A 21,097-nucleotide genomic window follows, 5' to 3' on the forward strand; every position below is an offset into this window, starting at 1 on the left:
ACAGATGTTTATATTAACGCCTGACTGGCTGGCAGTTTATCCAGATGATCAAAGCTGACAACCTCCTCTCGAGTAATCTGCAACAGGATTTTACGACCATTGTGGCGAGCGTTTCCGGGTGAAACCTGCTGTGCAGGAAGCGGTTCCAAACCTTTGAGATTGAGTTGTATAAGGCGCTTTGCGGTCACAGATACCCAAAAATTAATACCTCCCGGACGCTTTTCATAACCTGGGTAGGGAAAACAGGGCTGTTCCAGCGACTCTTCCTGATCGTCGCACTCTTCCTGTGATTCAGGCAGACCAAAACGAATTGCCATGCTTCACCTCCAGACACTGATCTACATATGAAACATTCGTACAAAAACGCCCGACAAGAGCGCAACAGGAATCAAAGACAGGCTTCTAGTGTAGACAAGCTTTTTGCCCTATAAGCAAATATCAAATTTGCATTAGAGAAATCGGAACCTGAAGCTAATCTTTCTGTCTATGAATACAGAAAGCATTTATTTGGCACAGGTTTCCAGCAGGAGAAGCAGGCGCTTCATGCACTTCTGGAATCAGGAGAAAACTCTCTTAACGAGATCTGGCTCAGAAAAACCTCACACTCGTTGTTGCTGCTCGCACACAGTCTGATCACACAGTTTTCAAAGCGTTTGAGGATGTAAGGAGATGAATCATGTGCGACCGATGCAACAGGCACTATAGAATCGGCTCAACGGCCTTGCTGCTGCTGGCTGCTGCCCTCGGGCTGGTGACTGGCTGGTTTGATGTTCCAGTCATTAATGGCATCTGTGAAGTCATTACCGATATTTTTATCCGGCTTCTGAAACTGGTAAGCCTCCCTATCATTTTCTTCTCCCTGATCGCCACGCTTTCGGGCATGAGTGGCATGGGCGATGTAAAAGCGATGGGGGGCAAAGTTCTCAAGTTTACGCTTCTGACAACCCTCGTTGCAGCGGCGATGGCTCTGCTGCTGTATACCAGCTTTGACCCGGCTCATCAGGGTAGCCTTGCTGGCACCTATACCGGCCAGGACCTGGAGGTGGTCAGCTACTGGAACTATCTGCTGAGCATCATTCCATCCAGTTTTATTGAACCGTTCTACAACGGCAATGTGATGGGTGCTTTATTTCTGGCATTGCTGATGAGCGCCGCCATCCTTTCTCTGGGGCAGGATCATAAAAACACCCTGCACAAACTCTTTGACAGCCTGTTTGCAGCTGTTATGAAAATGACCAGTTTTGTACTCAAACTGATGCCTCTGGCTGTCTGGGCGTTTGTTGCTCTGTTTGTCCGGGACTTTCAGAATCAGGACATGCTTCAGGGACTGGCGGTTTACCTGATCTGTGTACTGCTGGCCAACATTATTCAGGCAGGCGTTGTTCTGCCGCTGTTTCTTAAAAGCAAAGGCATCCCGCCGGTAAAAACACTCAAAGCCATGTGGCCAGCACTGACCATTGCCTTTTTCTCTAAATCATCCAGCGCGGCCCTGCCCTCTGCTGTCGAATGCGCAGAACAGAGGCTCGGAGTCAATGGCAAAGTGGCACGGTTCAGTATGCCGCTGTGTATCAGTGTTAACATGAACGCTTGTGCAGCCTTTATTCTTATCACCGTACTGTTCGTATCCCAAAGCAACGGGGTTCAGTTTTCTACTCTGGAACTTTTGTCCTGGGTGTTGGTTGCATCGATTGCGGCGATTGGCAATGCAGGCGTGCCTATGGGGTGCTATATGCTGTCCAGTGCGTTTCTGGCAGCCATGAATGTTGATTTGCAGCTGATGCTTTTGATTCTGCCGTTTTACAGCTTCATTGATATGCTCGAAAGCGCCATAAACGTCTGGTCCGACTCCTGCGTAACCGCTATGGTCAACCAGGAACTGGAACAGGCTGGTGAACTGGCTTCGGAACAGGCAGAAAGCTGAAGGAAAAAGGCTGTGGGCATGTCAACCATGCCTCTTCTTGTTTACTGGCCTGTTTATTCAGGCAAACGATACGCTTTTAATCATTTCACTCAGAGCTTTCAGCACATCTTTACGACTGATGACACCCAGTAGTTCATACTCCTGAATCACTGGGTACACCTTGGGTTTGTTGCCCTGCATTCTCTGTGCAATATCAATGACAGATTCCTCAGGAGTCACAAATAAAGGTTCCCTGTGCATCAGGTCAGCAACGACTTTGCGGCTGTCTGAATGATAAGTACCAGAAAGCATCTGTGCGATACAATCCTGCTCTGATAAAAAGCCAACCAGCCTTCTTTCACTATTGACCACGGGTAATCCGATCAGACCTGATGCAATAATCCGCTCTACGGCTTCTGCCAGCATCAGGTCTACAGAGAGAGGTGTAATATTCCTGCGAACAATATCTTTAACCACTATCATATCTGGCTCCCACATAAGTCGTGACCCGTATCACAGTATGAACCGATTGAGGGTCACAGACCAAGCAAAAAGAGCCTATCGCATCTATTGATGCATTCTATTAGTAATCGTTTAGATGCGGCTGATAACCCGGCAGAATCGCTGACACAGAAAGTCCAGGTCTTCATCACTGATAATGTAAGGTGGCATGATGTAAACCAGCTTGCCAAACGGGCGCACCCAGATGCCTTCCTCAACGAACATGGGCTGCAATTCCTCCATAACAACCGGCTCTTTCAGTTCAACCACACCGATCGCCCCAAGAATTCTCACTTCCGCCACTGTGTCAAACGCTGCACAGGGCGACAAACCATCCCGCAGTTTTTGTTCAATATTGGCCACCTGGGACTTCCATTCACCAGTGGCAAAAATATCCAGACTGGCGTTAGCTGCGGCGCAGGCCAGGGGATTTGCCATAAAGGTTGGTCCGTGCATGATCGGCCCATGGGCAGAAATGGTGTCGCTGACTTTTTCAGTACACAGCGTGGCTGCCATGGTCATGTAACCACCGGTCAGCGCTTTGCCCACCGTCATGATGTCCGGCACAGTATTGGCGTGTTCACAGGCAAACAGCTTGCCGGTTCTGCCAAAACCGGTAGCAATCTCATCGTGAATCAGCAGGACATTGTACTCATCACATAACTCCCGAACCCGCCTGAGGAAATCAGGCGAGTAGAAATACATGCCTCCAGCCCCCTGAACAATCGGTTCAATAATGACCGCAGCCACCTGTTCGTGTATGGTTTCCAGGCTGTTTTTGAATTCACTGATATGTGATTCATCAAACGGCTCATCAAACTTGCAGGAAGGGCGCGACACAAAATGATGCTCGGGAAGAACCCCCGTAAACATGGAATGCATACCCCCGACCGGGTCACATACTGACATGGCTCCAGCGGTGTCACCGTAATAACCGCCCCGGAATGTCAGAATCTTTGTTTTACGGGTATAGCCCTGAACAACCCAATACTGCACCGCCATTTTAATCGCCACTTCCACAGACACTGAACCTGAGTCCGCAAAGAATACGGTCTGGATGGGTTCAGGTGTCATATCCACCAGCTTACGGGCAAGGTCAATAGCAGGCTTATGGGTCAGGCCACCAAACATGACATGAGAGAAAGTATCAATCTGTGCTTTCATAGCCTGATTCATGTGTGGGTGGTTGTAACCGTGTGCCATACACCACCAGGACGACATTCCATCAATGACTTCCCTGCCATCATTTAATTTCAGCTTGACGCCATCCGCCCCGGTCACAGGGAAAACAGGAACGGAGCCGTTGGTCGAACTATAAGGGTGCCAGATATGTCTGGATTCAAACTCAAGGTCCTCAGAACTAAGAAGGTGGTGCAAAATTAACTCCTGAATTGGCTGGCTTTGAAAGCGCCAGAAAACACTTATAACCAGAAAGCACTTATAACCAGAAAGCACTTATAAATAGTTTGGCGAGGCCATAATAATGAGAAATAGTCCGAAATGTGAAATTTCTCCCCCCTCGCTGAAAGAATCAGTAAGATGGGTTAAACTTTAGTCTCACTATCTGACATCTGATCAACAAAGAAATCCCTTATGGCCGCCCTGTTTGTAAACCAGTTCACCACTCTTGATTTCAGTTTTCTCTCCCCTGAGCGCGGTGTCGTCGGAGAAACCTGGCTCGCTGATGTGGTTTTATACGGAGACCTTGATGAGCAGGGAATGGTGTTTGATTTCGGGCATGTAAAGAAACAGGTAAAAGCCTCCCTGGACTTTCTGGCGGACCACCGCCTGCTGGTACCTGTTGCCCATTCGTCCATTAAGGTCGATTCATCCGGTGACCGCCTGGATGTCACCATGGACTCACCGGTTGTCGGTACAATTAACTGCAAGGCGCCTGCACAGGCCATGCTGCTGGTTGACGCCGAACAAATAACCACTGATGTATTAACACCTATTCTGGAGAAAGCGCTCTTGCCAGAACTGCCTGATAACGTCAAAAACGTTAAACTCAGGCTCTATAGTGAATCCATTGAAGGCGCTTATTACCATTACAGTCACGGTCTGAAAAAACATCTGGGTGATTGCCAGCGAATTGCTCATGGTCACCGGTCCGCCATTCAGGTTCATGTAAATGGAGAGCGAGATCAGCTCCTTGAAAAGGGCTGGGCAGAAAAGTGGCAAGACATTTATATTGCAACAACCGAAGACCTTCTTGAATGTTTTGAACAGAATGGACGTCGTTACAATCGCTTCGGCTACACCTCTGATCAGGGGTATTTCGAGCTGACTATTGCTGAATACCTCTGCTACCTGATCGATACAGACACCACCGTAGAACTGTTGGCACAGCATATTGCTGCGGAAATGAGTAAAGCGCTACCTGATAATTCTGACCTTCAGGTAACGGCCTATGAAGGGCTTAATAAGGGTTCCATTGCCAGAATGGTAGTGCATGCCAGAAGTTAGTGCATGCCAGAAGTTAGTGCAAAGCCGCTCCCCGGAGCTTGCTCCGGGGAATATGCCCGTAGAGATTTTAATAAGGGATATAAAATTACATTGTTGTTTAATATTCGCTGATTGCTGGTAAATAGATCGCTTCAGGAGCTCTGCTTATGAACGAGTTTCAACGAAAAATCAGTTCTTCACATTTAGAAGTGGGGGATGTGTTATTTAAACTGTTAAATAATACATCAGGGATCATAGCCAAAGGTATAAGTCTTTTCTCTCCGGTTCCGTTATGGCTTAATTTTTCAGGATATAGAAGAAAAACATCTAATCTTTACTCACAAGATCCCTGTAAAGTAACCCACGCAGCTTTTTCTATGGGGCAAGATGGACTTTTTGAATATGATGAGACACGCGGAATATTTGAAATCATGCGATTTAGAGGAGCTGGCGTAACTTATACACCAGATCCTGACTTTAAAACTCATGGTGGAAAAGAATATTTAGTTGTCAGGTGTATTAATAAGAAATTATCCGAAAAGGCTTACCGAAAAGCCTTAACGGTTCATTCCTGCTGGGCTACATCAAGAAGCACATCTTACGGTATCAGAAGAGCTATAAATTCATTTTTTTTCCAAATAAGAGGCCCATCTATAACAGATGAAAGGCTTAGGATATTACAAAAAAGACTTATGAATGAAACTGAAAGCTTAATCAAAACAAACAGGGTTAATTTCTTTTGCTCTGAATTTATTGCATTTATTTATATATGGGCAGCAATAGAGCTAACTTATCACCGTCATTTTGATGATCCATTAAAAATATTTGGAACAGATCATGTAAGGCTTATTCCATCAGAATTATTTTGTAGAATGCTGCATCATGGCCAATTTATTCCTTTACTATGAAAATAGTGCTCCGAACTCGCAAAGCACTCCATCCTCACCGACAGGCAAGGTTCTTACTCGCAGCCTCTGATGAGCTTTTATTCTTTAGTTAAAGCTGGCAGATAATTATATTTCTGGAGCATCTGTAACCAGCGCGGTGCATTCCTGTGAACCGTCAGTGCTTCGTAATCAATCTCTGGATCCTTGTAGGGCGTAAGCCTGGTGAGGATGCAGTAGATCACCCGCAACATTTTATGTCCGATGGCAATGATGCTGCGCTTATATCCACGGCGAATGGTCAGGCTTTGATGTTTGCCTTTGAACTGGCTTTTGGTCTTTACAGCTGCCTGACTGATCTCACACATCAGCCGTCGTAAGGACTGGTTGCCCTTACGAGTTTTACCACTCTTACGCTTACCGGCACTTTCATTGTTGCCCGGACATAGGCCTGCCCAGGATGCCAGAGACTCCCGGCTGCCAAAGGCACTCATGTCATCACCGATCTCAGCAATCAACCCTGCTGCTGCGATCTCATCGACTCCCGGAAGGGTTTGCAATAGCTGCCAGGGTTCCCGGTACTGAGTTTGTACAATATTGCGTATTCCCGCATCCAATTCGGCAACCTCATCATCCAGATACTGAATATGTTTCCGGATGCTCTTAAGCACTGTCAGATGTGCTGAAGACAGCGAGCCTTCCATGCTGTCGAATAACTCTTTGGTTTTGCTCTTCAGCTTGCCACGGGCAAACTTCACCAGCTCTTGCGGAGGCAGGCCGTCAATCAGTCCCTGAATCATTTCCTGTGCGGACTTGCCATGTATGTCACTCACTACACCACCGAGACGGATGCCGGCATCGTCCAGAACTTTATGCAGACGGGTCTTTTCACCGGCAAGCTGCCCCACCAGTTTCTGACGACGGCGAAACAGCAACCTCAGCTGCTCGATATCAGGGGGCGGTACAAAGCTGGGGCGAAGCAAACCACACCGACCCAGTGTTGCCAGCCACTGACTGTCCTGGACATCAGTCTTGCGACCGGGCACATTCTTGACGTGACGGGCATTGACAACCCAGACCTTGAGGCCTGCTTTAATCAGAGTTTCGTGAACGCATTTCCAGTAAACGCCAGTACTTTCCATGACTACGAGCTCAACCTGATGTTTCACCAGGAAGTCGCGAAGCTTCCTGCGTTCACGTCGATACGTCTTGAACGACTGAGTGATCTCTTTGATTTCGCCGTTTTCATCTTCGGTCTGAACAGTCGCCATGACCATCATCTTGTGAACATCGAGGCCAGCACAACATTTCAAAATTGACTGCATCAGACTAATCTCCCTATGGATCATGGAAGATGGCAAGGTCTGATGGATTGATCGTGGGCCATAAGCCGAGGATCAGCAGAGGTCTTTTTACTATCCGTTCAACGTCGTAAGGCGGGAAACGATTAGGGGTACGAGCGATCCGTCCAGGTCAGTTTAGGTTCAGGGTCAAAAGCCTCTGAAAAATTTGTCGACCATGATCAGGCCTTGCCGCCCACTCCAAGTCTGGATGAAGGCTTCAATATTTTCATGCTTCGGGGTGGCCAGTTACCGGCCATGAACGTTTAGGTAGAGTTGAATTTAATGAAAATTAGCTTTTGGTGTGATGTACCCCCACCTTGTATTTATCGCCGTTCGTATGATCCTTTGTGGTGCAAATGACTAAAATATGGCTTCAGCTTTAGGGAAACAATGGGGCAAATCCTATTCATAGTGGCTATAAAGGCTTTAATAACCGGTTAATGAAATGAACAACTAAACTTAGGAAATGTTATTTAACGTCGAAAAAGGATGTCCAATGTCTATAGAAAATATCAATGATCGCCCCAAACCTGCTGATCCCAGGCAGGATACACAGGTTGCTCCCGGACTACAGGACAAGGTAGAAGAAAAACTCACGCAAACCTTCGCCTCTGCCCGTAGTCAATTTGAGGAGATGCTGCAATTCAACTTTGGTGTTATCAAAGAGCTGCTGGACACCATTGCCGCCATTCACCCTCACCGGCCGGATATGGCACTGGGCAAACAGCCAGAACTGGCAGCCATTGAAGCCGACAATGAAACAAAGCAGGTTGCCGTTGCACCCGTGGGCGATTCCAGCTCGGAAAACGTTGTAAAAGGTTTAAAGCAGGTTGAAGGGATGATGGCTTCCCAGGACATCAAATTGCAGGAACTTTACGACCAGTTAACTCTGTCCCGTTCAGGTCGAAAACCTGACCTGAGCAATCAGGGTCGTGAGTTTGAACGACTGAAGTCGATTATAATTCAGGCAGAAGGCAGAATGAATCAGGCATTGAGCAGCATGCCGGAAACCCTGCCAGATATTCCCGGTGAAACCGTCACCAGTATGATGCCTGAGTTTATTGACGCATTAAACGGATTTGACGACAGTTTCCGGACAGCCCTGGAAGCTGTGCGTCACGAAATTGAGCTTGCCCGACAGGCAGGTGCTTTATAAGTGAATTATCCGAGGTAGCACGTGCCTTTTCACCAAATAGCCATCCCAGAAGGCTCCAGCTTTAAGCATATTCCATCGGATCGGACTTTCATATTAGAGCGATCTTCCAGTCTTAATACTCTGAAATTAACTCTTTATCATCAAGAGGCTCATGGTCTGAAAACGCATGCAGGTTTTCTGGATGCAATCTCCCAACCATCAGGTTCGTGTGGTAGAAACTATTTCGAAATGTCCTATACGAAGGTGGATATCAAATACCGTAAAACTGGTCTCGCCACTGTGCTGATGTTTATCATAGCCCGTGAAGTTCAGGCTAACGGCGGAATATACCTGTACATAAATAATCCGCTTAAGAAGTATTATGGCTTTTATTGTCAGTTTGGCTTTTATCCCGCCCCGGAAAGTGTGAAAGAGCAGTATACCGAAATTCTTGAAGATATGCGGTTCATGCGAAGAGCTAAGGGCCTTAGTGTGGATGAACATATTGAGATTCCGTTTGGGGACAGAATCACTACTATGAGGGGAGATTATGTCTTGTGGCGGGGGGCTATCAACCCGGTCCTTGAGCTTCTTACAAAAAAACTGGAAGGTCTTTATACCTTTGGATAGTTTGCTTTTAAGCCCCACCCCATTTTAAAACACTGACAAAGTATTCAGGTTTTCTCAGCCGGAAACGCCGCCCGCCGGTGCCATTGCAAGATAATCAAAGCAACGACAACCAGTAGTCCAAGAAGTCCGAAGCCTGCCGGGTTAAACAGCAATAACGGCAGGCTAAGACCACAAACAATCCGTTCAACCAGCGAAAGCGCTCTTAGCAGATAACCTTCAACCACCATCGCCATAGCAACGATAACGGCCAGTGTTTGCAACACCCCGATCACAAATCCAAAGGCATTACCCTCTGTATTGATCAGGCCCGAGTACGCCATCATGATGGGAATTACAAACAGGCCTGCAGCCAGCTTGAAGGCCTCAACCGAAGCCCTGATCGGGTTAGCGTCCGCCACGCCAGCACCGGCAAATGCTGCCAGGGCAATAGGCGGAGTAACGTTTGATGTCTGGGATAACCAAAACACCAGCAGGTGTGCGGTCAGCAGCGGCAAACCAAAGTCACCCAGCAGTGGCACTGCCATCACGGCCAGAACAATATAAGCGGCTGTCACCGGCAGCCCCATTCCCAGCACCAGCGCTACCAGGCTGATTAACAACAGAGCGGTAAACAGATAGCCACCGGAAAGTGCCATCACGAACTGGGTAAACTGCAACCCTATACCAGTCTGCCCCACAACCCCGACAATAATACCCGCAGCACCACAGGCGGCTGATATTGGCAACGCCAACAAAGCGCCATTTTTCATGCCCAGAATGATTTTCTGTATTCCTATACGACTATGGTTGCGCAACCCTGCCGTCACCAGGATGGCACCACAACCGATAACCCCCACCAGCAGTGGTGAAAATGCCATTAATAGCAGCACCGTGATTAACAACAGTGGTAAAAGGAAATGAGCCCCATGCTTCATCACATCCCAGATCGCATCCGTTCTCTGTACAGAACTCAATCCCAGCTTGCATGCCATAATATGGACGTATAGCAGCGTACAGAAAAAGTACAGAAACGCCGGCGCAATAGAGGCAATCATAATGTCGCTGTAAGGCACACCGGTAAACTGCGCCATTACGAACGCCCTGGCGCCCATGATTGGCGGCATGATCTGCCCACCCGTAGAGGCAGCAGCTTCGATGCCTGCCGCCTGCTCCGGTTTATAACCCAGCTTTTTCATCATGGGGATGGTGATGGAGCCGGTTGTCACCGTATTGGCAATGGCTGAACCGGAAATAGAACCCAGTCCGGCCGAAGCAATAACTGCCGCCTTGGCAGGTCCGCCCCGATACTTCCCGGCAATGGCAAACGCCAGGTCGATAAAAAATTTGCCTGCTCCGGTCACCTCCAGAAAAGCGCCAAACAGAACAAAAATAAAGACAGTGGTTGCTGCTATGCCCAACGCCGAACCAAAGACGCCATTGCTGGAATACATCTGAAACTGTATCAGCTCCTGCAAACTATAAGCCTTGGTTGCCAGAGTTCCCGGCAAAAAACTGCCAAACGCACTGTAGGCAAGAAACAGTCCGGCAATAACCACCATCACCCAGCCAACTGTACGACGACAGGCTTCCAGCAACAGTGCAAGACAGACGACACCTGCAATAAGGTTGGGAGTACTCAGTCCATAAAGCAGATAATTGATATCGTTGTAATCAAAACTGACGATTAAATAGCCAGAGACTAAAGCGGCAACTGCCAGTACCAGGTCAAATAAACGACCCGGAACATAAAGCCGGTGTTGCTCATTGCTGACAAGAGGGAAATGCAGGAAGATCAGCACCATCACCCAACTCAGGTGGATTGGCCGGAAATAGGTGGCAGAAATGGTTGAAGTAATGCCCTGCCATATCTGAAAGCCCGACAGCAAAACCGCCAGCACCAGCACCAGATAGCCTGACTGTTTAATAATCGACTTCGTCATGACCTCCCCCTTACACGAGTCTTATGTCAAGCTGCCCACCCCTTTACGATGACGGGCTCCTGGTTACTGAGCTGTTTTCAGATACTTCAGAGCGCCGGGATGCAGTGGCACACCATTGAGACTGCCTGCGTTAGCAAGAGTTGTGACGTCAGCGGCTTTAACCACTTTGCGTACCTGATCGATATTCTCAAAAGCGGTGCGGGTCAGTTCATAAGCCATGTCTTCAGGAAGATCCGCCTTAACAACAAGCACATTCCAGACGCTCAGGGTGTTAACTGCGTCAACCTTGTTATAAACCCCTTCAGGAATGGTATAGCTGCTGTAGGCAGGGTACTTCGATTTAAAGGTCGCCTGTTCCTGCTCAGAGACATCCAGAATGCGTATGTCGTGAGTCAGTGCCAGCTGAGTCACAGCGCCAACGCCCTGCCCGCCCACAATAAATCCGGCATCAATCTGGCCATTGGCAAGAGCATTAGTGGTTTCAGAGAAATTCAGGTAAACCGCATTCACTTCCACACCCAGGGACCCCAGCAGCGCAGCAGATGTTACAGCAGTACCAGACCCCGGGGCTCCCAGTGAAACCCGCTTACCTTTCAGGTCAGACAGGGATTGAATATCCGTTTTTGCAGTCGTCAGCGCATGTACCAGATTGGGATAGAGGGCAAACAACACATTCACCGGCATTTTTTCCGGAAACTTGCCTTCACCCTTATAAGCATCCAGAACGACATTTCCCATTGCCAGACCGGCAATCATGTCGCCCCGTACCACTTTAATCGTGTTTTCAACAGAAGCCGCTGTCACTTCCGCCTTGACGTTTATACCCTCGATATTATCAGACCAGACTTTGGCCAGGGCACCTCCAAACGGATAATAAATTCCACTTTGCCCACCCGTACCAACGGAATAGTTGTTCGCACTCACCGAAAAAGACAATACCGGCAAGATCAAAGCAATCAGCGACAAAAGTCGTTTACCCATAGTTTTATCCTTCTGTTTCATTATTGTTCTATGAGATTTTTTATTTCGAAAGTCTAACTTTAGCGATGGCCTGACTCAACGACAATGGTTATCAGAGGCAAATATAATAAAAACTGAAAGCTACTATATAAAAAACTAATTTTGCTTATAGGTTATCTACTGTTAGATTGCCTCCCTCATTGTCATCACTTCCAACAAGTGGGCAAAAAATATGGAAAAAGCACAACAACATCCTTTGACAGCTAAAGTGGACTCCAGCAGGATAGCCGCTAAATTAAGCAGGGTACCGACTCCACTGGGTGGACTGGCGCTCAGTATCGCCAGTTTAGGCGGAGCCTGGGCACTGGCGAGTCCAGACTATGCTACAGAGCTAAAATTAGTGACGGCAATTATTGCAGCAGTGCTGATAATTAAAGTCATGCTCAAATTTTTATTGCATCCACACCTGATTAAAGAGGAACTGGCACATCCAGTTCTCGCGAGTATCATTCCGACCTGCGCAATGGGAACAATGGTCATTGCTCAGTCGCTACTGCCTTATGCTCCAGCCTTTGCACAGGCGCTTTGGCTGGTCGCTGTAGGCTGCCATCTATTGCTACTGGGCAGTTTTGTGTTTCATCGTTCACTTCAATTCAAAATGGAAGACATGGTACCCAGCTGGTTTGTGCCACCGGTAGGCATTATTGTTGCTGCGGTTACCAGCACGGGCATGGGGCATGAGAGCCTGGCATACGGACTCTTCATTTTTGGCCTTGGCAGTTACTTCATCAAGCTGCCGTTTATGCTGTACCGTTTAATATTTCGTGATGCCATACCAAACGTAGCCCTTCCAACGTTTGCGATCATGGCTGCACCGGCCAGCTTGTCACTGGCAGGCTATTTAACCATCACTAACGACCCTAACCCACTACTATTGCTGATTCTGGTGCCATTGGCGATTTTCATGACCCTTCTGGTTTACATGGCCTTTACTCGTCTTTTGCGCCTACCCTTTTCTCCTGGCTATGCAGCCTTTACTTTCCCGATGGTGATCGGTGCCACAGCTCTGCTGAAACTTAATATCTGGTTATCTTCCCATAACCTGTTATGGCTGGCTGAAAATATCCGATATTTAGCTCAATTTGAGATAACTATCGCAACAGCCATCGTCGTATACGTATCTATTCGTTACTTGCACCATTATTTGGCAAAGCCACTTCTTAAAAAATAAGTTGTTGTTATATATACCGAAATAGTGATTCCCATACGTTATAGAACCATTAAATAATATTTATTTTTCTTCTTAGTTTTTATCGTCATAATGCCGCACCTTTGACGTATATCACTGAGTGAACAGAACGTATGGGTAATCTTCCAGAGTGCTTTCCAAAGCTGCGCGAAAGCTCTGACTGGCTGGCGACAGGCCTTTTTTTCTTACTGAGTCTAATCTGCTTGCTGACAGGCATTTCATCAGCTGTAGCTTTGCTTTTGGGTATTATTCTGGCGGTTTCACTGGGTAATCCATGCATTAAACTGGCACAGAAAGTTATAGGCCTGCTATTAAAATTCTCAGTCGTTGGTCTCGGTTTTGGTATGAGCGTTCAGCAGGCGATTGATGCCAGCCAGAACGGCTTTTTACTAACAGTGTCGTCCATTATCTTTACATTAATTCTGGGTGCATTGACTGCTTCTAAAATGGGACTCACCCGTCATTCAGGGCAGCTGATTTCCAGTGGTACGGCAATATGTGGCGGTAGTGCGATCGCTGCGGTGGCTCCGGTCATCAAAGCTGGTCCCCGGGATATCTCCGTTGCCCTGGGTGTTGTATTTATTCTTAACTCAGTAGCTCTGTTTGTGTTCCCAACCATTGGGCACTGGCTGTCAATGACACAGGAGCAGTTTGGTCTGTGGTCAGCGATTGCTATTCATGATACCAGCTCAGTAGTGGGTGCCAGCGCCAGCTACGGCGCAGAGGCTCTGGCTATTGCCACCACGGTTAAGCTGGGGCGGGCGCTGTGGATTATTCCATTGTCTTTGCTGATGGCTGTTATTTCAGGTGGTAGCGTCCGGAAAATCACTATTCCCTGGTTTATTGGGTTGTTTATTCTCGCCATGCTGGTCAACAGCTTTGTTCCGGGGGTAGAAATGTTTAATACCGAAATTGTGGCGTGGTCAAAAAGAGGACTGGTATTAACCCTCTTTCTGATAGGTTCGACAATGACACGGGGGCTGTTAAAAAGTGTGGGCATTATGCCGATGGTCTATGGCATTTTCTTGTGGGTAGCCATTGCTTCTTCTTCACTGGCCTTCATTATGTACGGCTAGTAAGCGCTCAAGCGTTTATTAAGGGTACGGTTATTTTGCTTTGACAGTACCCTACTGCTTTAATTGCGAATCACAGCGAGTTCACAAATCTGACCAATGCGGTTCGCTGCTCTTTATTCATATCCATCACCGCCTGCTTTGCAGCCTCTCCCTCACCACCATGCCAGAGAATCGCTTCCATAATAGTGCGGGCGCGCCCGTCGTGCAGAAAAGTGGCTTTCGGGTTCACCATTTTCGTTTTGCCAATCCCCCAGAGTGGCGGCGTTCGCCACTCACGACCCGAGGCAAGAAACTCAGGACGATTATCTGCCAGCCCTTCTCCCATATCGTGAAGCAGTAAATCCGTATAAGGCCAGATATTCTGTTCAGACTGCTCCGGATAATTTTTCACCTTAAGCGTTGTAAAGTTGGGAATATGGCATCCGCTACAACGGGCTTTGCCGAACAGCGCTTTTCCCTTCAACACTTCCGAGTCTTTGGAGTCCAGTCGTATGGGAACAGCCAGGTTACGATTATAAAACACCACCTTTTCAAGTATGGAATCCGATACATCCGGATGATCTTCCGGCGTTTCGGCTTTGCAGGCAGTCTGGCTTTCCGTACAGTTATCATCTGAAAAAAGGCTGGAAGTAATGCCCATATCCCCATTAAACGCCCCGGCACTCTGCTGGATCATATTGGGCTGGCCAGCTTTCCAGCCAAAACGCCCAAGTACCGTTTTTTTGTTTTTAATATCCCAGACCCGGTTCCCCCGACCGGAAATACCATCTCCGTCACGATCATCCGGGTCTTCATTCGCCAGAATCTGCGAGTCTGATATAGCTTCCAGTAAACCCAGCCCGATCATTGGTGACGCAATACGAGGTGACATCATCAAATTGTCCGGCAGAGGCCCATAGTTTAAATCTTCCAGTAAAATGACTGGTTTGCGAATCTGAACACTCTCCCCATCAGAAAAACGGATGGTTGAATATTCATAACGAACCCGGACTTTAGCCTCGTGTTTAACCCCTTTAAGAGAAAAGTCCTGAATCTGATCACCATAAACCGGGTGTGGGATTACCCCGCTTCGGGTCAACTGCTCTTTCTCTTTCTGAGTAGTGGCTGGCACACTGATTCTGATCAGCAGCCCTGCTTCATTGAGTTCGCCATCAGCAGGGGCGTGTCCCCGACCATCAAGAATGTGACAGCCTTCACAGGATCGGGTGTTAAACAAAGGCCCCAGCCCGTCACGAAAAGAATCAGGCTGTGGAGCAGCCACCCAGTCGCTTTTAAAGAAGCTGTCACCCACACTGAAATCGAGCCTGCGGTTGGCTGCCATATTGGCAGAGGCCCGGGAGAATGAAGTTTTACCCGAAACGGTCACGGATGTTTTTCCGCCAGGCCATTTCTCACCGTCTTCATACGCTGCCGGTTCAACCTTCGAACAGCCCGGCAGGCTAAACAGCACAATAATCGTGACGGCTGTAGTCAACAAAGAAGCGGTCAGCCCTTTAACCATTGTCAGAATTCCGAGTGAAGCTATATGAGAAAAGCAATGCGTTAGCTTCAGCTATCGGCAGGACTGAACAATACCAAAGTCACGCCTCTCACACTGGCTTCAGAAGAGGCTGTTTCTGTCAAACCTGCGGCTGTGATAAGGTAGTGTGCGTCACTGGAAGGTTAAAAATAAACACAATATCGGACAGCCCCCATGCCTGCTTTGCGCCACTGCCCATGGCTTGTAGCCATGACTCTTTATTGCACTCTTTACTACATGACGCCATTGCCTGTTTTTGCCAGCCCCGAATCAGGTAAACCACCGGTCAGCGTTACGACTGAAACCGTTCAATACAAGCAATACTCGCGCCCAATAAGAACCAGCGGCATTCTTGCTTATAAATCCCAGCAAACCCTGTCATTTAAAACAGCAGGCCCCGTGGCACAACTGCTGGTTGATGAAGGCGACCGGGTACAGGCCGGGCAGTTGCTCGCCAGCCTGACCATGGAAGAGGTCAACGCACAGGTCGATGAAGCCAGGGCAAGGCTGGATCTGGCAGAACGCAATCTGGAGCGCATCAGCAAACTGCACAAGAACAATGTGGTGTCCCTGGATCAGCTCCAGTCAGCCCAAACCGAACTGACGGTTGCCCAGAGCCGGTTGCGTATCACCCGGTTTAACCAGAGGTACTCCCGCATTGAAGCGCCGTCAAAAGGTCTGGTGTTACGGCGTCATGTGGAAGAAAACGAGCTGGTGACACCCAACCAGCCGATACTGGTGGTAGCAGACACCGCCCGTGGCTGGGTGCTTGAAACCGGCCTGACCGATGAAGAAATAGTCAGGGTTAAGAAAAACGACAAGGCACTGATTCAGTTTGATGCCTGGCCCGATCAGACCTTTACTGGTCAGGTTACGCGCCTTGCGGCACTGGCCGATGAACGCACAGGCACCTTTCAGATAGAGATCACCTTTCCCGACACCTCCAGCAAGTTGCGTTCAGGCTTTGTTGGCAAAGTCACCCTTATTCCCTCCAGCCAGCATATGCTGACACTGATTCCTGTTGAGTCTGTCGTTAATGCCAGTCGCTCTTCGGCAGAGGTCTTTGTCTACAACCCCAGTGATCAATCGGTGACACTAAGGAGCATCAATCTGAACTTTATGGAGTCGGGTTTCATTGCCAGTGATTCAGGCCTGGTGGAAGGGGAAACAGTTATCAGTTCCGGTGCCGGTTTTCTTCTGGATGGCGATACGGTCACTGTTTCCGGTACTGCTGCTTCCGGCCTTCAGGAGTAACCACCATGAAACTCCCAGCCATTGCCATTCAAAACCGGCGCTTTACCCTGGTGGTCATGTTATTGCTGGTAACACTGGGTATTGTGTCATTGATGACCATGCCCCGCTCAGAAGATCCCCAGTTTAAGTTTCCGGCAACCATGGTGCGTGTTGTCTACCCCGGCACTAACCCCCTGGATATGGAGAAACTGATTGTTGACCCTATCGAGGAAGCCATCAAAGAGCTAGACGACATAAGAATTTTAAAGAGTGATATAGAAGATGGTCTGGCGGTGATTCGTGTCGAGTTCCTCTACGGCACTGACCCTCAGGAACAGTATGACGATGTGGTGGCCGAAATTGCCAAAATACGCGACCAGCTGCCTGAGAATATTCCAGTGCTGGCCATTGACCGTATCTCCCCGATTGATGTCAGCATTATCCAGATTGCCCTGATGTCTGAATCCCAAAGCTATAACTCATTGCGGCTACTGGGAGAAAAACTGGAAAAACGCATCGAACGGATTCCCGGTATCAAAAAAGCGACGACAGACGCTTACCCCGAACAGCAATTGCAGGTTCAGGCAGAACTGGCCCGGATGCAGGAGCTGGGCATTGGGGTTGAAGACCTGATTGCCGCCATACAGGCATCCGGAGTCAACCTTCCCGGCGGTCATGTTCTGGCAGGCAAACGCCGTTTTACGGTACGAACCAGTGGTGACTTCAAAGATATTGAAGCCGTTGAAAGAACGGCAGTGGTCTCGACTCCGGGAAGGGTCGTGTTCATCAAAGATATTGCAGATGTCGTCTTCTCCGATGCCCTGCCGACCTATCAGGCACGATTTCAGGAAACCCGCTCCATCTTTGTCACCGTTGTCCAGCGCAAAGGCAGCAATATCTTCACCGTCATGGATGCCATCAAACAGACGTTGAATGATTTTGAGCAGGCGTTGCCTGAAGACATTACCATCGGCATTGCCCACGATCAGAGTGAGTCAGTACACGATCGTGTCTCCCAGTTTTTTAACAGCCTGATTCAGGGTTTGATACTGGTCGGCTTACTCACCATCCTGTTTCTGGGTGCCCGGTCGGCGGTTGTCATTATTCTTGCCATTCCCCTGTCGGTGTTTATTGGTCTGGGCTGGGTAGACCTCGCTGGCTATGGTTTACAACAGATGTCAATTGCCGGGCTGGTGATCGCACTGGGGCTTCTGGTTGATAATGCCATTGTGGTGACTGAGAACGTTCACCGCTTCCTGCGCAAAGGCTATGCGCCGATGGAGGCCGCAGCACAGGGAGCCAGTCAGGTTGGCTGGGCGGTGATCAGCGGTACCCTGACCACCATTCTGGCTTTTGTGCCGATTCTGCTGTTGCAGACCGGGGCAGGCATATTCATGCGCTCCATGCCAGCCACCGTTATTCTGACCCTGCTGGCTTCCCTGATTATTGCCCTGAGCCTGTCGCCACTGCTTGCCAGCATTATGCTGAAAGGTCAGGACAGCAAACCACCATTGCTGTTAAGGGGGTTACAGACGTTTACTGACGGGCCTTATAGATCGCTGCTCAGCGGTGCCCTTCGTTATCCGGTATTGATCCTGATAGTTGCCGTCATTACCCTGGCAGGTTCTGTCATGCTGGCAGGCACACTGGGTGTCAGTATGTTTCCCAAGGCTGAAAAGCCGATGTTGCTGGTCAATGTTGAGCTGCCTGAAGGTTCCAGTTTTAAGCAGACAGACAATGCCGTACGACAGGTTGAGACTATTGTTAAAGACTACCCTCTGGTTCGTTCCGTGGTCAGCAATATTGGTAAAGATAACCCCAGAATTTACTACAACATCTTTCCTAAACGTCAGGTACCCAACTACGCCCAGGTGGTCGTTAACCTGAATACCGGCCGACTCAGCGAAGTAGAGCCTTTTGTTGAATCCCTTAGAGACGACTTTAGTCGTATTGTTGGAGCTCGTGTGGTGGTAAAGGAACTGTTACAGGGCCCCCCTTATGAAGCCCCCGTGTCCTTTCGGATTATGGGCGACGACCTGAACCAGGTTTTGGCGGTATCCAGAGATATTGAACAGATCATTGCTGCCACACCCGGAACGGTGAATGTCGATAATCCCCTGGACAACCCCAAGGTTGACCTGAATGTCACCATTAACCGCGATAAAGCCGCCATGTACGGAGTCGCCATCAGCTCTATTGATCAGGTTATTCGAGCCAGTCTTGTGGGAGTACCTGTCAGCCAGTTCCGTGACCACTCAGGAGAGAATTACCCGATTGTTGTTAAAGGTCAGTCGTCCGGCAATGAACCCCGACTGGAAGACTTTGACCGCATGATGGTGAAGTCCGCCAGCGGCCATCTGGTTCCGGTAAAACAACTGGTCAAGCTGGAAATGCAAGACGCCCTGCCTCGTTTTCAACATCATATGACAGAACGTATGGCAAGAATAACCGCTGACCTGAAAGCCGGTTATCAGGCAGAAACCGTGACCAATGCCATTCGGGCAGAACTGGATCAGTACCAGTGGCCAGACGGCGTGACCTATCAGGTAGGTGGTGAGCAGGAGCAGCGAGAGGAGTCGTTTGCCGGTATGACAAAAGTGCTGTTGATTGCCCTGCTGGGTATCTTTGCGGTGCTGGTGTTGCAGTTCAACTCGTTTAGTCAGCCACTGGTCATTTTTACAGCCATTCCTTTTGCCGTGACGGGCATGATTCTGGCACTCTGGTTTGCCGGTTTCACCTTCTCCTTCACTGCCTTTATCGGACTGACCTCACTGGTGGGTATTGTCGTCAACAATTCGATCATACTGGTGGATTACAGCAATCAGCTGCGCAGAAATGGCATGGAGATAAATGAAGCGATTATTGAAGCTGGACAGGTACGATTATTGCCGATTCTGCTGACCACCATGACCACCATCGGCGGCCTGCTGCCACTCACTCTTTCCGGTTCCGTGATGTGGGCGCCCATGGGAGCCAGTATTATTGGCGGCCTGCTGGTATCAACACTGCTGACACTCTTTGTTGTGCCTGTACTCTATTCCCTGCTGGGAAGAAGGGCGCTGGACTGATAGTTTGTCTGACAGCCTTTAAACAACCTGAACTCAAGTAGCTACTGCAGCTAAGCGCTAAAAACCATGCATGCAAAACCTTCGTCATCCCCGCGAAGGCGGGGATCCACTACGGTGGTAGATTCCCGCCTTCGCGGGAATGACGGCTGTATGGATATAAACCCTTGTCAGCACTACAAATAACAATGGGGAGCCCTGGCTCCCCATTGTTATTATCAGTCAGCTATTCAGCCTTCCAGATCAACCACTTTAAGGTAGGTCATGGTCTGGTTTAACAGACGGTATCCGATCTCTCCAAACGTAATGGGACCCGGGAAACCTGCTTGCTTGCCTTCCAGCTCCCCATAAAGGAAATTCAGGATACAGTTACAGGAGAACTGCATATCCGTGCTTTCCTGTGGCAGGCTGTTCGCAAACGCTGTGGCATAGTCAGCCAGAGGTCTGGCAAAGCGATACTGCCTTCCCGTGAACACCGGAGCATAGAAGAACACCTTACCGTCATCCGTGTTTACCTCTTTGATACAGGTATTGATAATCGCACCGGAGTAATCACTGGTTAAAGGTACTTTAGTATCAATATTGTGAGCCGTAACATAGTCGGCAAAGTTCACCTTTTCCCCGTTTACCAGACAGTCTCCTGCCTCGAAAGCATCGGTATCAAACTCAACGACCGGGCTGTTCGGATCGGGCTTGTGGATGTTAATGATCTCCAGCTGGGGCATTTTGTTGGCAGGCAGCTCAACGTGCAGTGCCACCACCTTGTCGGTCAACTCAGTACCGGTAGAACCATCGTATACCTTGGGCATATCACTGGAGTTAAGGTCAATACCGGATACCCAGCCCAGCACCGGGTTGTCGTACAGGAAATCATAACCGTCTGCATGCAGGGCAAAGTCTGAATGAACCTCCGAGAAAGCAGGTATCACCAGTATGGTATAACCATTATCGAAGCGGTCACGGGTAAAGGAGGGCAGCGTCTGTTTATCGTATGTCACGATTTTGTGCTGAGTGGCTTCATCCGAAATTTCATCGACATACACTTTTTCCTGTGAAAATTCGCCCTGGGTTTTTCCCATAAAGTAGGGCGTAGTTCCAGCGACCCAGTTACCTTCTGGCAGCTGTGACAACACCCGTTCGTCCCCGGCAAGCGATAGCACCTTACCCGCTTCAATCAGCCGGATGACCTCTTTGACACTCTGTAACTTTTTCATGACAAATCCTTTTAGGCTCTTTTA

The 21,097-nt window shown here is 48.8% G+C and carries 17 protein-coding genes; 9 read left to right on the top strand and 8 right to left on the bottom strand.

The window, feature by feature from the left end:
• Positions 1-8: 8 nt before the first annotated feature.
• Positions 9-317 carry a hypothetical protein gene (locus NX722_RS17140; RefSeq protein WP_262564047.1) on the bottom strand — a complete coding sequence of 103 codons (309 nt, stop codon included), beginning with the start codon at positions 315-317 and terminating at the stop codon, positions 9-11.
• Positions 318-676: 359 nt separating this feature from the next.
• Here NX722_RS17140 and NX722_RS17145 point away from each other — a divergent pair, with 359 nt between their 5' ends.
• The gene (locus NX722_RS17145) at positions 677-1,921 is read left to right on the top strand and encodes a dicarboxylate/amino acid:cation symporter (protein WP_262564048.1); all 1,245 of its coding nucleotides are present in this window, start codon (positions 677-679) and stop codon (positions 1,919-1,921) included.
• Positions 1,922-1,978: 57 nt separating this feature from the next.
• Here NX722_RS17145 and NX722_RS17150 read toward each other — a convergent pair whose 3' ends face one another.
• Positions 1,979-2,383, bottom strand: a complete 405-nt coding sequence (locus NX722_RS17150) for a CBS domain-containing protein (RefSeq protein ID WP_262564049.1) — start codon at positions 2,381-2,383, stop codon at positions 1,979-1,981.
• Positions 2,384-2,494: 111 nt separating this feature from the next.
• Complete coding sequence (gene bioA / locus NX722_RS17155) at positions 2,495-3,778, bottom strand: adenosylmethionine--8-amino-7-oxononanoate transaminase (protein ID WP_262564050.1); 1,284 nt, start codon at positions 3,776-3,778, stop codon at positions 2,495-2,497.
• Between the two features lie 216 nt (positions 3,779-3,994).
• Here bioA and NX722_RS17160 point away from each other — a divergent pair, with 216 nt between their 5' ends.
• Together NX722_RS17160 and NX722_RS17165 are read left to right on the top strand one after the other, a co-directional pair.
• On the top strand, positions 3,995-4,867 hold the full coding sequence (locus tag NX722_RS17160) for a 6-carboxytetrahydropterin synthase (protein ID WP_262564051.1): 873 nt from the start codon (positions 3,995-3,997) through the stop codon (positions 4,865-4,867).
• Between the two features lie 146 nt (positions 4,868-5,013).
• Positions 5,014-5,754 carry a hypothetical protein gene (locus NX722_RS17165; protein ID WP_262564053.1) on the top strand — a complete coding sequence of 247 codons (741 nt, stop codon included), beginning with the start codon at positions 5,014-5,016 and terminating at the stop codon, positions 5,752-5,754.
• 77 nt (positions 5,755-5,831) lie between these two features.
• On the opposite strand, the gene NX722_RS17170 is transcribed toward NX722_RS17165, so the two are convergent.
• Positions 5,832-7,055 (bottom strand): IS110 family RNA-guided transposase, encoded by a 1,224-nt coding sequence (locus tag NX722_RS17170; RefSeq protein ID WP_262564054.1) that lies wholly within the window; start codon positions 7,053-7,055, stop codon positions 5,832-5,834.
• Positions 7,056-7,569: 514 nt separating this feature from the next.
• Between NX722_RS17170 and NX722_RS17175 the strand changes: the two genes are divergently transcribed.
• Together NX722_RS17175 and NX722_RS17180 are read left to right on the top strand one after the other, a co-directional pair.
• A complete protein-coding gene (locus NX722_RS17175) occupies positions 7,570-8,229 on the top strand; it encodes a hypothetical protein (RefSeq protein WP_262564055.1) in 660 nt (219 codons plus the stop codon).
• A 21-nt stretch (positions 8,230-8,250) separates the two neighbouring features.
• Complete coding sequence (locus NX722_RS17180) at positions 8,251-8,838, top strand: hypothetical protein (RefSeq protein ID WP_262564056.1); 588 nt, start codon at positions 8,251-8,253, stop codon at positions 8,836-8,838.
• A 44-nt stretch (positions 8,839-8,882) separates the two neighbouring features.
• On the opposite strand, the gene NX722_RS17185 is transcribed toward NX722_RS17180, so the two are convergent.
• Both NX722_RS17185 and NX722_RS17190 read right to left on the bottom strand, forming a co-directional pair.
• A complete protein-coding gene (locus NX722_RS17185) occupies positions 8,883-10,757 on the bottom strand; it encodes a TRAP transporter permease (RefSeq protein ID WP_262564057.1) in 1,875 nt (624 codons plus the stop codon).
• A 63-nt stretch (positions 10,758-10,820) separates the two neighbouring features.
• On the bottom strand, positions 10,821-11,738 hold the full coding sequence (locus tag NX722_RS17190) for a TAXI family TRAP transporter solute-binding subunit (RefSeq protein WP_262564058.1): 918 nt from the start codon (positions 11,736-11,738) through the stop codon (positions 10,821-10,823).
• Positions 11,739-11,949: 211 nt separating this feature from the next.
• Here NX722_RS17190 and NX722_RS17195 point away from each other — a divergent pair, with 211 nt between their 5' ends.
• The gene (locus NX722_RS17195; protein WP_262564059.1) at positions 11,950-12,948 is read left to right on the top strand and encodes a TDT family transporter; all 999 of its coding nucleotides are present in this window, start codon (positions 11,950-11,952) and stop codon (positions 12,946-12,948) included.
• Positions 12,949-13,079: 131 nt separating this feature from the next.
• Positions 13,080-14,042, top strand: coding sequence for a YeiH family protein (locus NX722_RS17200; protein WP_262564061.1), 963 nt, complete (start codon positions 13,080-13,082; stop codon positions 14,040-14,042).
• A gap of 70 nt (positions 14,043-14,112) precedes the next feature.
• Here the strand turns inward: NX722_RS17200 and NX722_RS17205 are convergent, their stop codons facing one another.
• A complete protein-coding gene (locus tag NX722_RS17205) occupies positions 14,113-15,543 on the bottom strand; it encodes a di-heme oxidoreductase family protein (protein ID WP_262564062.1) in 1,431 nt (476 codons plus the stop codon).
• A gap of 228 nt (positions 15,544-15,771) precedes the next feature.
• On the opposite strand from NX722_RS17205, the gene NX722_RS17210 reads away from it, so the two are divergent.
• A complete protein-coding gene (locus tag NX722_RS17210) occupies positions 15,772-16,815 on the top strand; it encodes an efflux RND transporter periplasmic adaptor subunit (protein WP_262564063.1) in 1,044 nt (347 codons plus the stop codon).
• 5 nt (positions 16,816-16,820) lie between these two features.
• Positions 16,821-19,862, top strand: a complete 3,042-nt coding sequence (locus NX722_RS17215) for an efflux RND transporter permease subunit (RefSeq protein ID WP_262564064.1) — start codon at positions 16,821-16,823, stop codon at positions 19,860-19,862.
• A 227-nt stretch (positions 19,863-20,089) separates the two neighbouring features.
• On the opposite strand, the gene NX722_RS17220 is transcribed toward NX722_RS17215, so the two are convergent.
• Positions 20,090-21,073, bottom strand: coding sequence for a DUF6976 family protein (locus NX722_RS17220; protein ID WP_262564065.1), 984 nt, complete (start codon positions 21,071-21,073; stop codon positions 20,090-20,092).
• Positions 21,074-21,097 lie beyond the last annotated feature (24 nt).

This window comes from Endozoicomonas gorgoniicola, from assembly GCF_025562715.2.
GTDB classification, from domain to species: domain Bacteria; phylum Pseudomonadota; class Gammaproteobacteria; order Pseudomonadales; family Endozoicomonadaceae; genus Endozoicomonas_A; species Endozoicomonas_A gorgoniicola.

What these genes read in the sequence shown, in the direction of transcription:
- NX722_RS17170 (WP_262564054.1), bottom strand. Translation starts at nt 7,055, where the DNA reads ATGCAGTCAATTTTGAAATGTTGTGCTGGCCTCGATGTTCACAAGATG.
- NX722_RS17200 (WP_262564061.1), top strand. Translation starts at nt 13,080, where the DNA reads ATGGGTAATCTTCCAGAGTGCTTTCCAAAGCTGCGCGAAAGCTCTGAC.
- NX722_RS17195 (WP_262564059.1), top strand. Translation starts at nt 11,950, where the DNA reads ATGGAAAAAGCACAACAACATCCTTTGACAGCTAAAGTGGACTCCAGC.
- NX722_RS17140 (WP_262564047.1), bottom strand. Translation starts at nt 317, where the DNA reads ATGGCAATTCGTTTTGGTCTGCCTGAATCACAGGAAGAGTGCGACGAT.
- NX722_RS17185 (WP_262564057.1), bottom strand. Translation starts at nt 10,757, where the DNA reads ATGACGAAGTCGATTATTAAACAGTCAGGCTATCTGGTGCTGGTGCTG.
- NX722_RS17165 (WP_262564053.1), top strand. Translation starts at nt 5,014, where the DNA reads ATGAACGAGTTTCAACGAAAAATCAGTTCTTCACATTTAGAAGTGGGG.
- NX722_RS17220 (WP_262564065.1), bottom strand. Translation starts at nt 21,073, where the DNA reads ATGAAAAAGTTACAGAGTGTCAAAGAGGTCATCCGGCTGATTGAAGCG.
- NX722_RS17205 (WP_262564062.1), bottom strand. Translation starts at nt 15,543, where the DNA reads ATGGTTAAAGGGCTGACCGCTTCTTTGTTGACTACAGCCGTCACGATT.
- NX722_RS17175 (WP_262564055.1), top strand. Translation starts at nt 7,570, where the DNA reads ATGTCTATAGAAAATATCAATGATCGCCCCAAACCTGCTGATCCCAGG.
- NX722_RS17150 (WP_262564049.1), bottom strand. Translation starts at nt 2,383, where the DNA reads ATGATAGTGGTTAAAGATATTGTTCGCAGGAATATTACACCTCTCTCT.
- NX722_RS17145 (WP_262564048.1), top strand. Translation starts at nt 677, where the DNA reads ATGTGCGACCGATGCAACAGGCACTATAGAATCGGCTCAACGGCCTTG.
- NX722_RS17190 (WP_262564058.1), bottom strand. Translation starts at nt 11,738, where the DNA reads ATGGGTAAACGACTTTTGTCGCTGATTGCTTTGATCTTGCCGGTATTG.
- NX722_RS17160 (WP_262564051.1), top strand. Translation starts at nt 3,995, where the DNA reads ATGGCCGCCCTGTTTGTAAACCAGTTCACCACTCTTGATTTCAGTTTT.
- NX722_RS17210 (WP_262564063.1), top strand. Translation starts at nt 15,772, where the DNA reads ATGACTCTTTATTGCACTCTTTACTACATGACGCCATTGCCTGTTTTT.
- NX722_RS17215 (WP_262564064.1), top strand. Translation starts at nt 16,821, where the DNA reads ATGAAACTCCCAGCCATTGCCATTCAAAACCGGCGCTTTACCCTGGTG.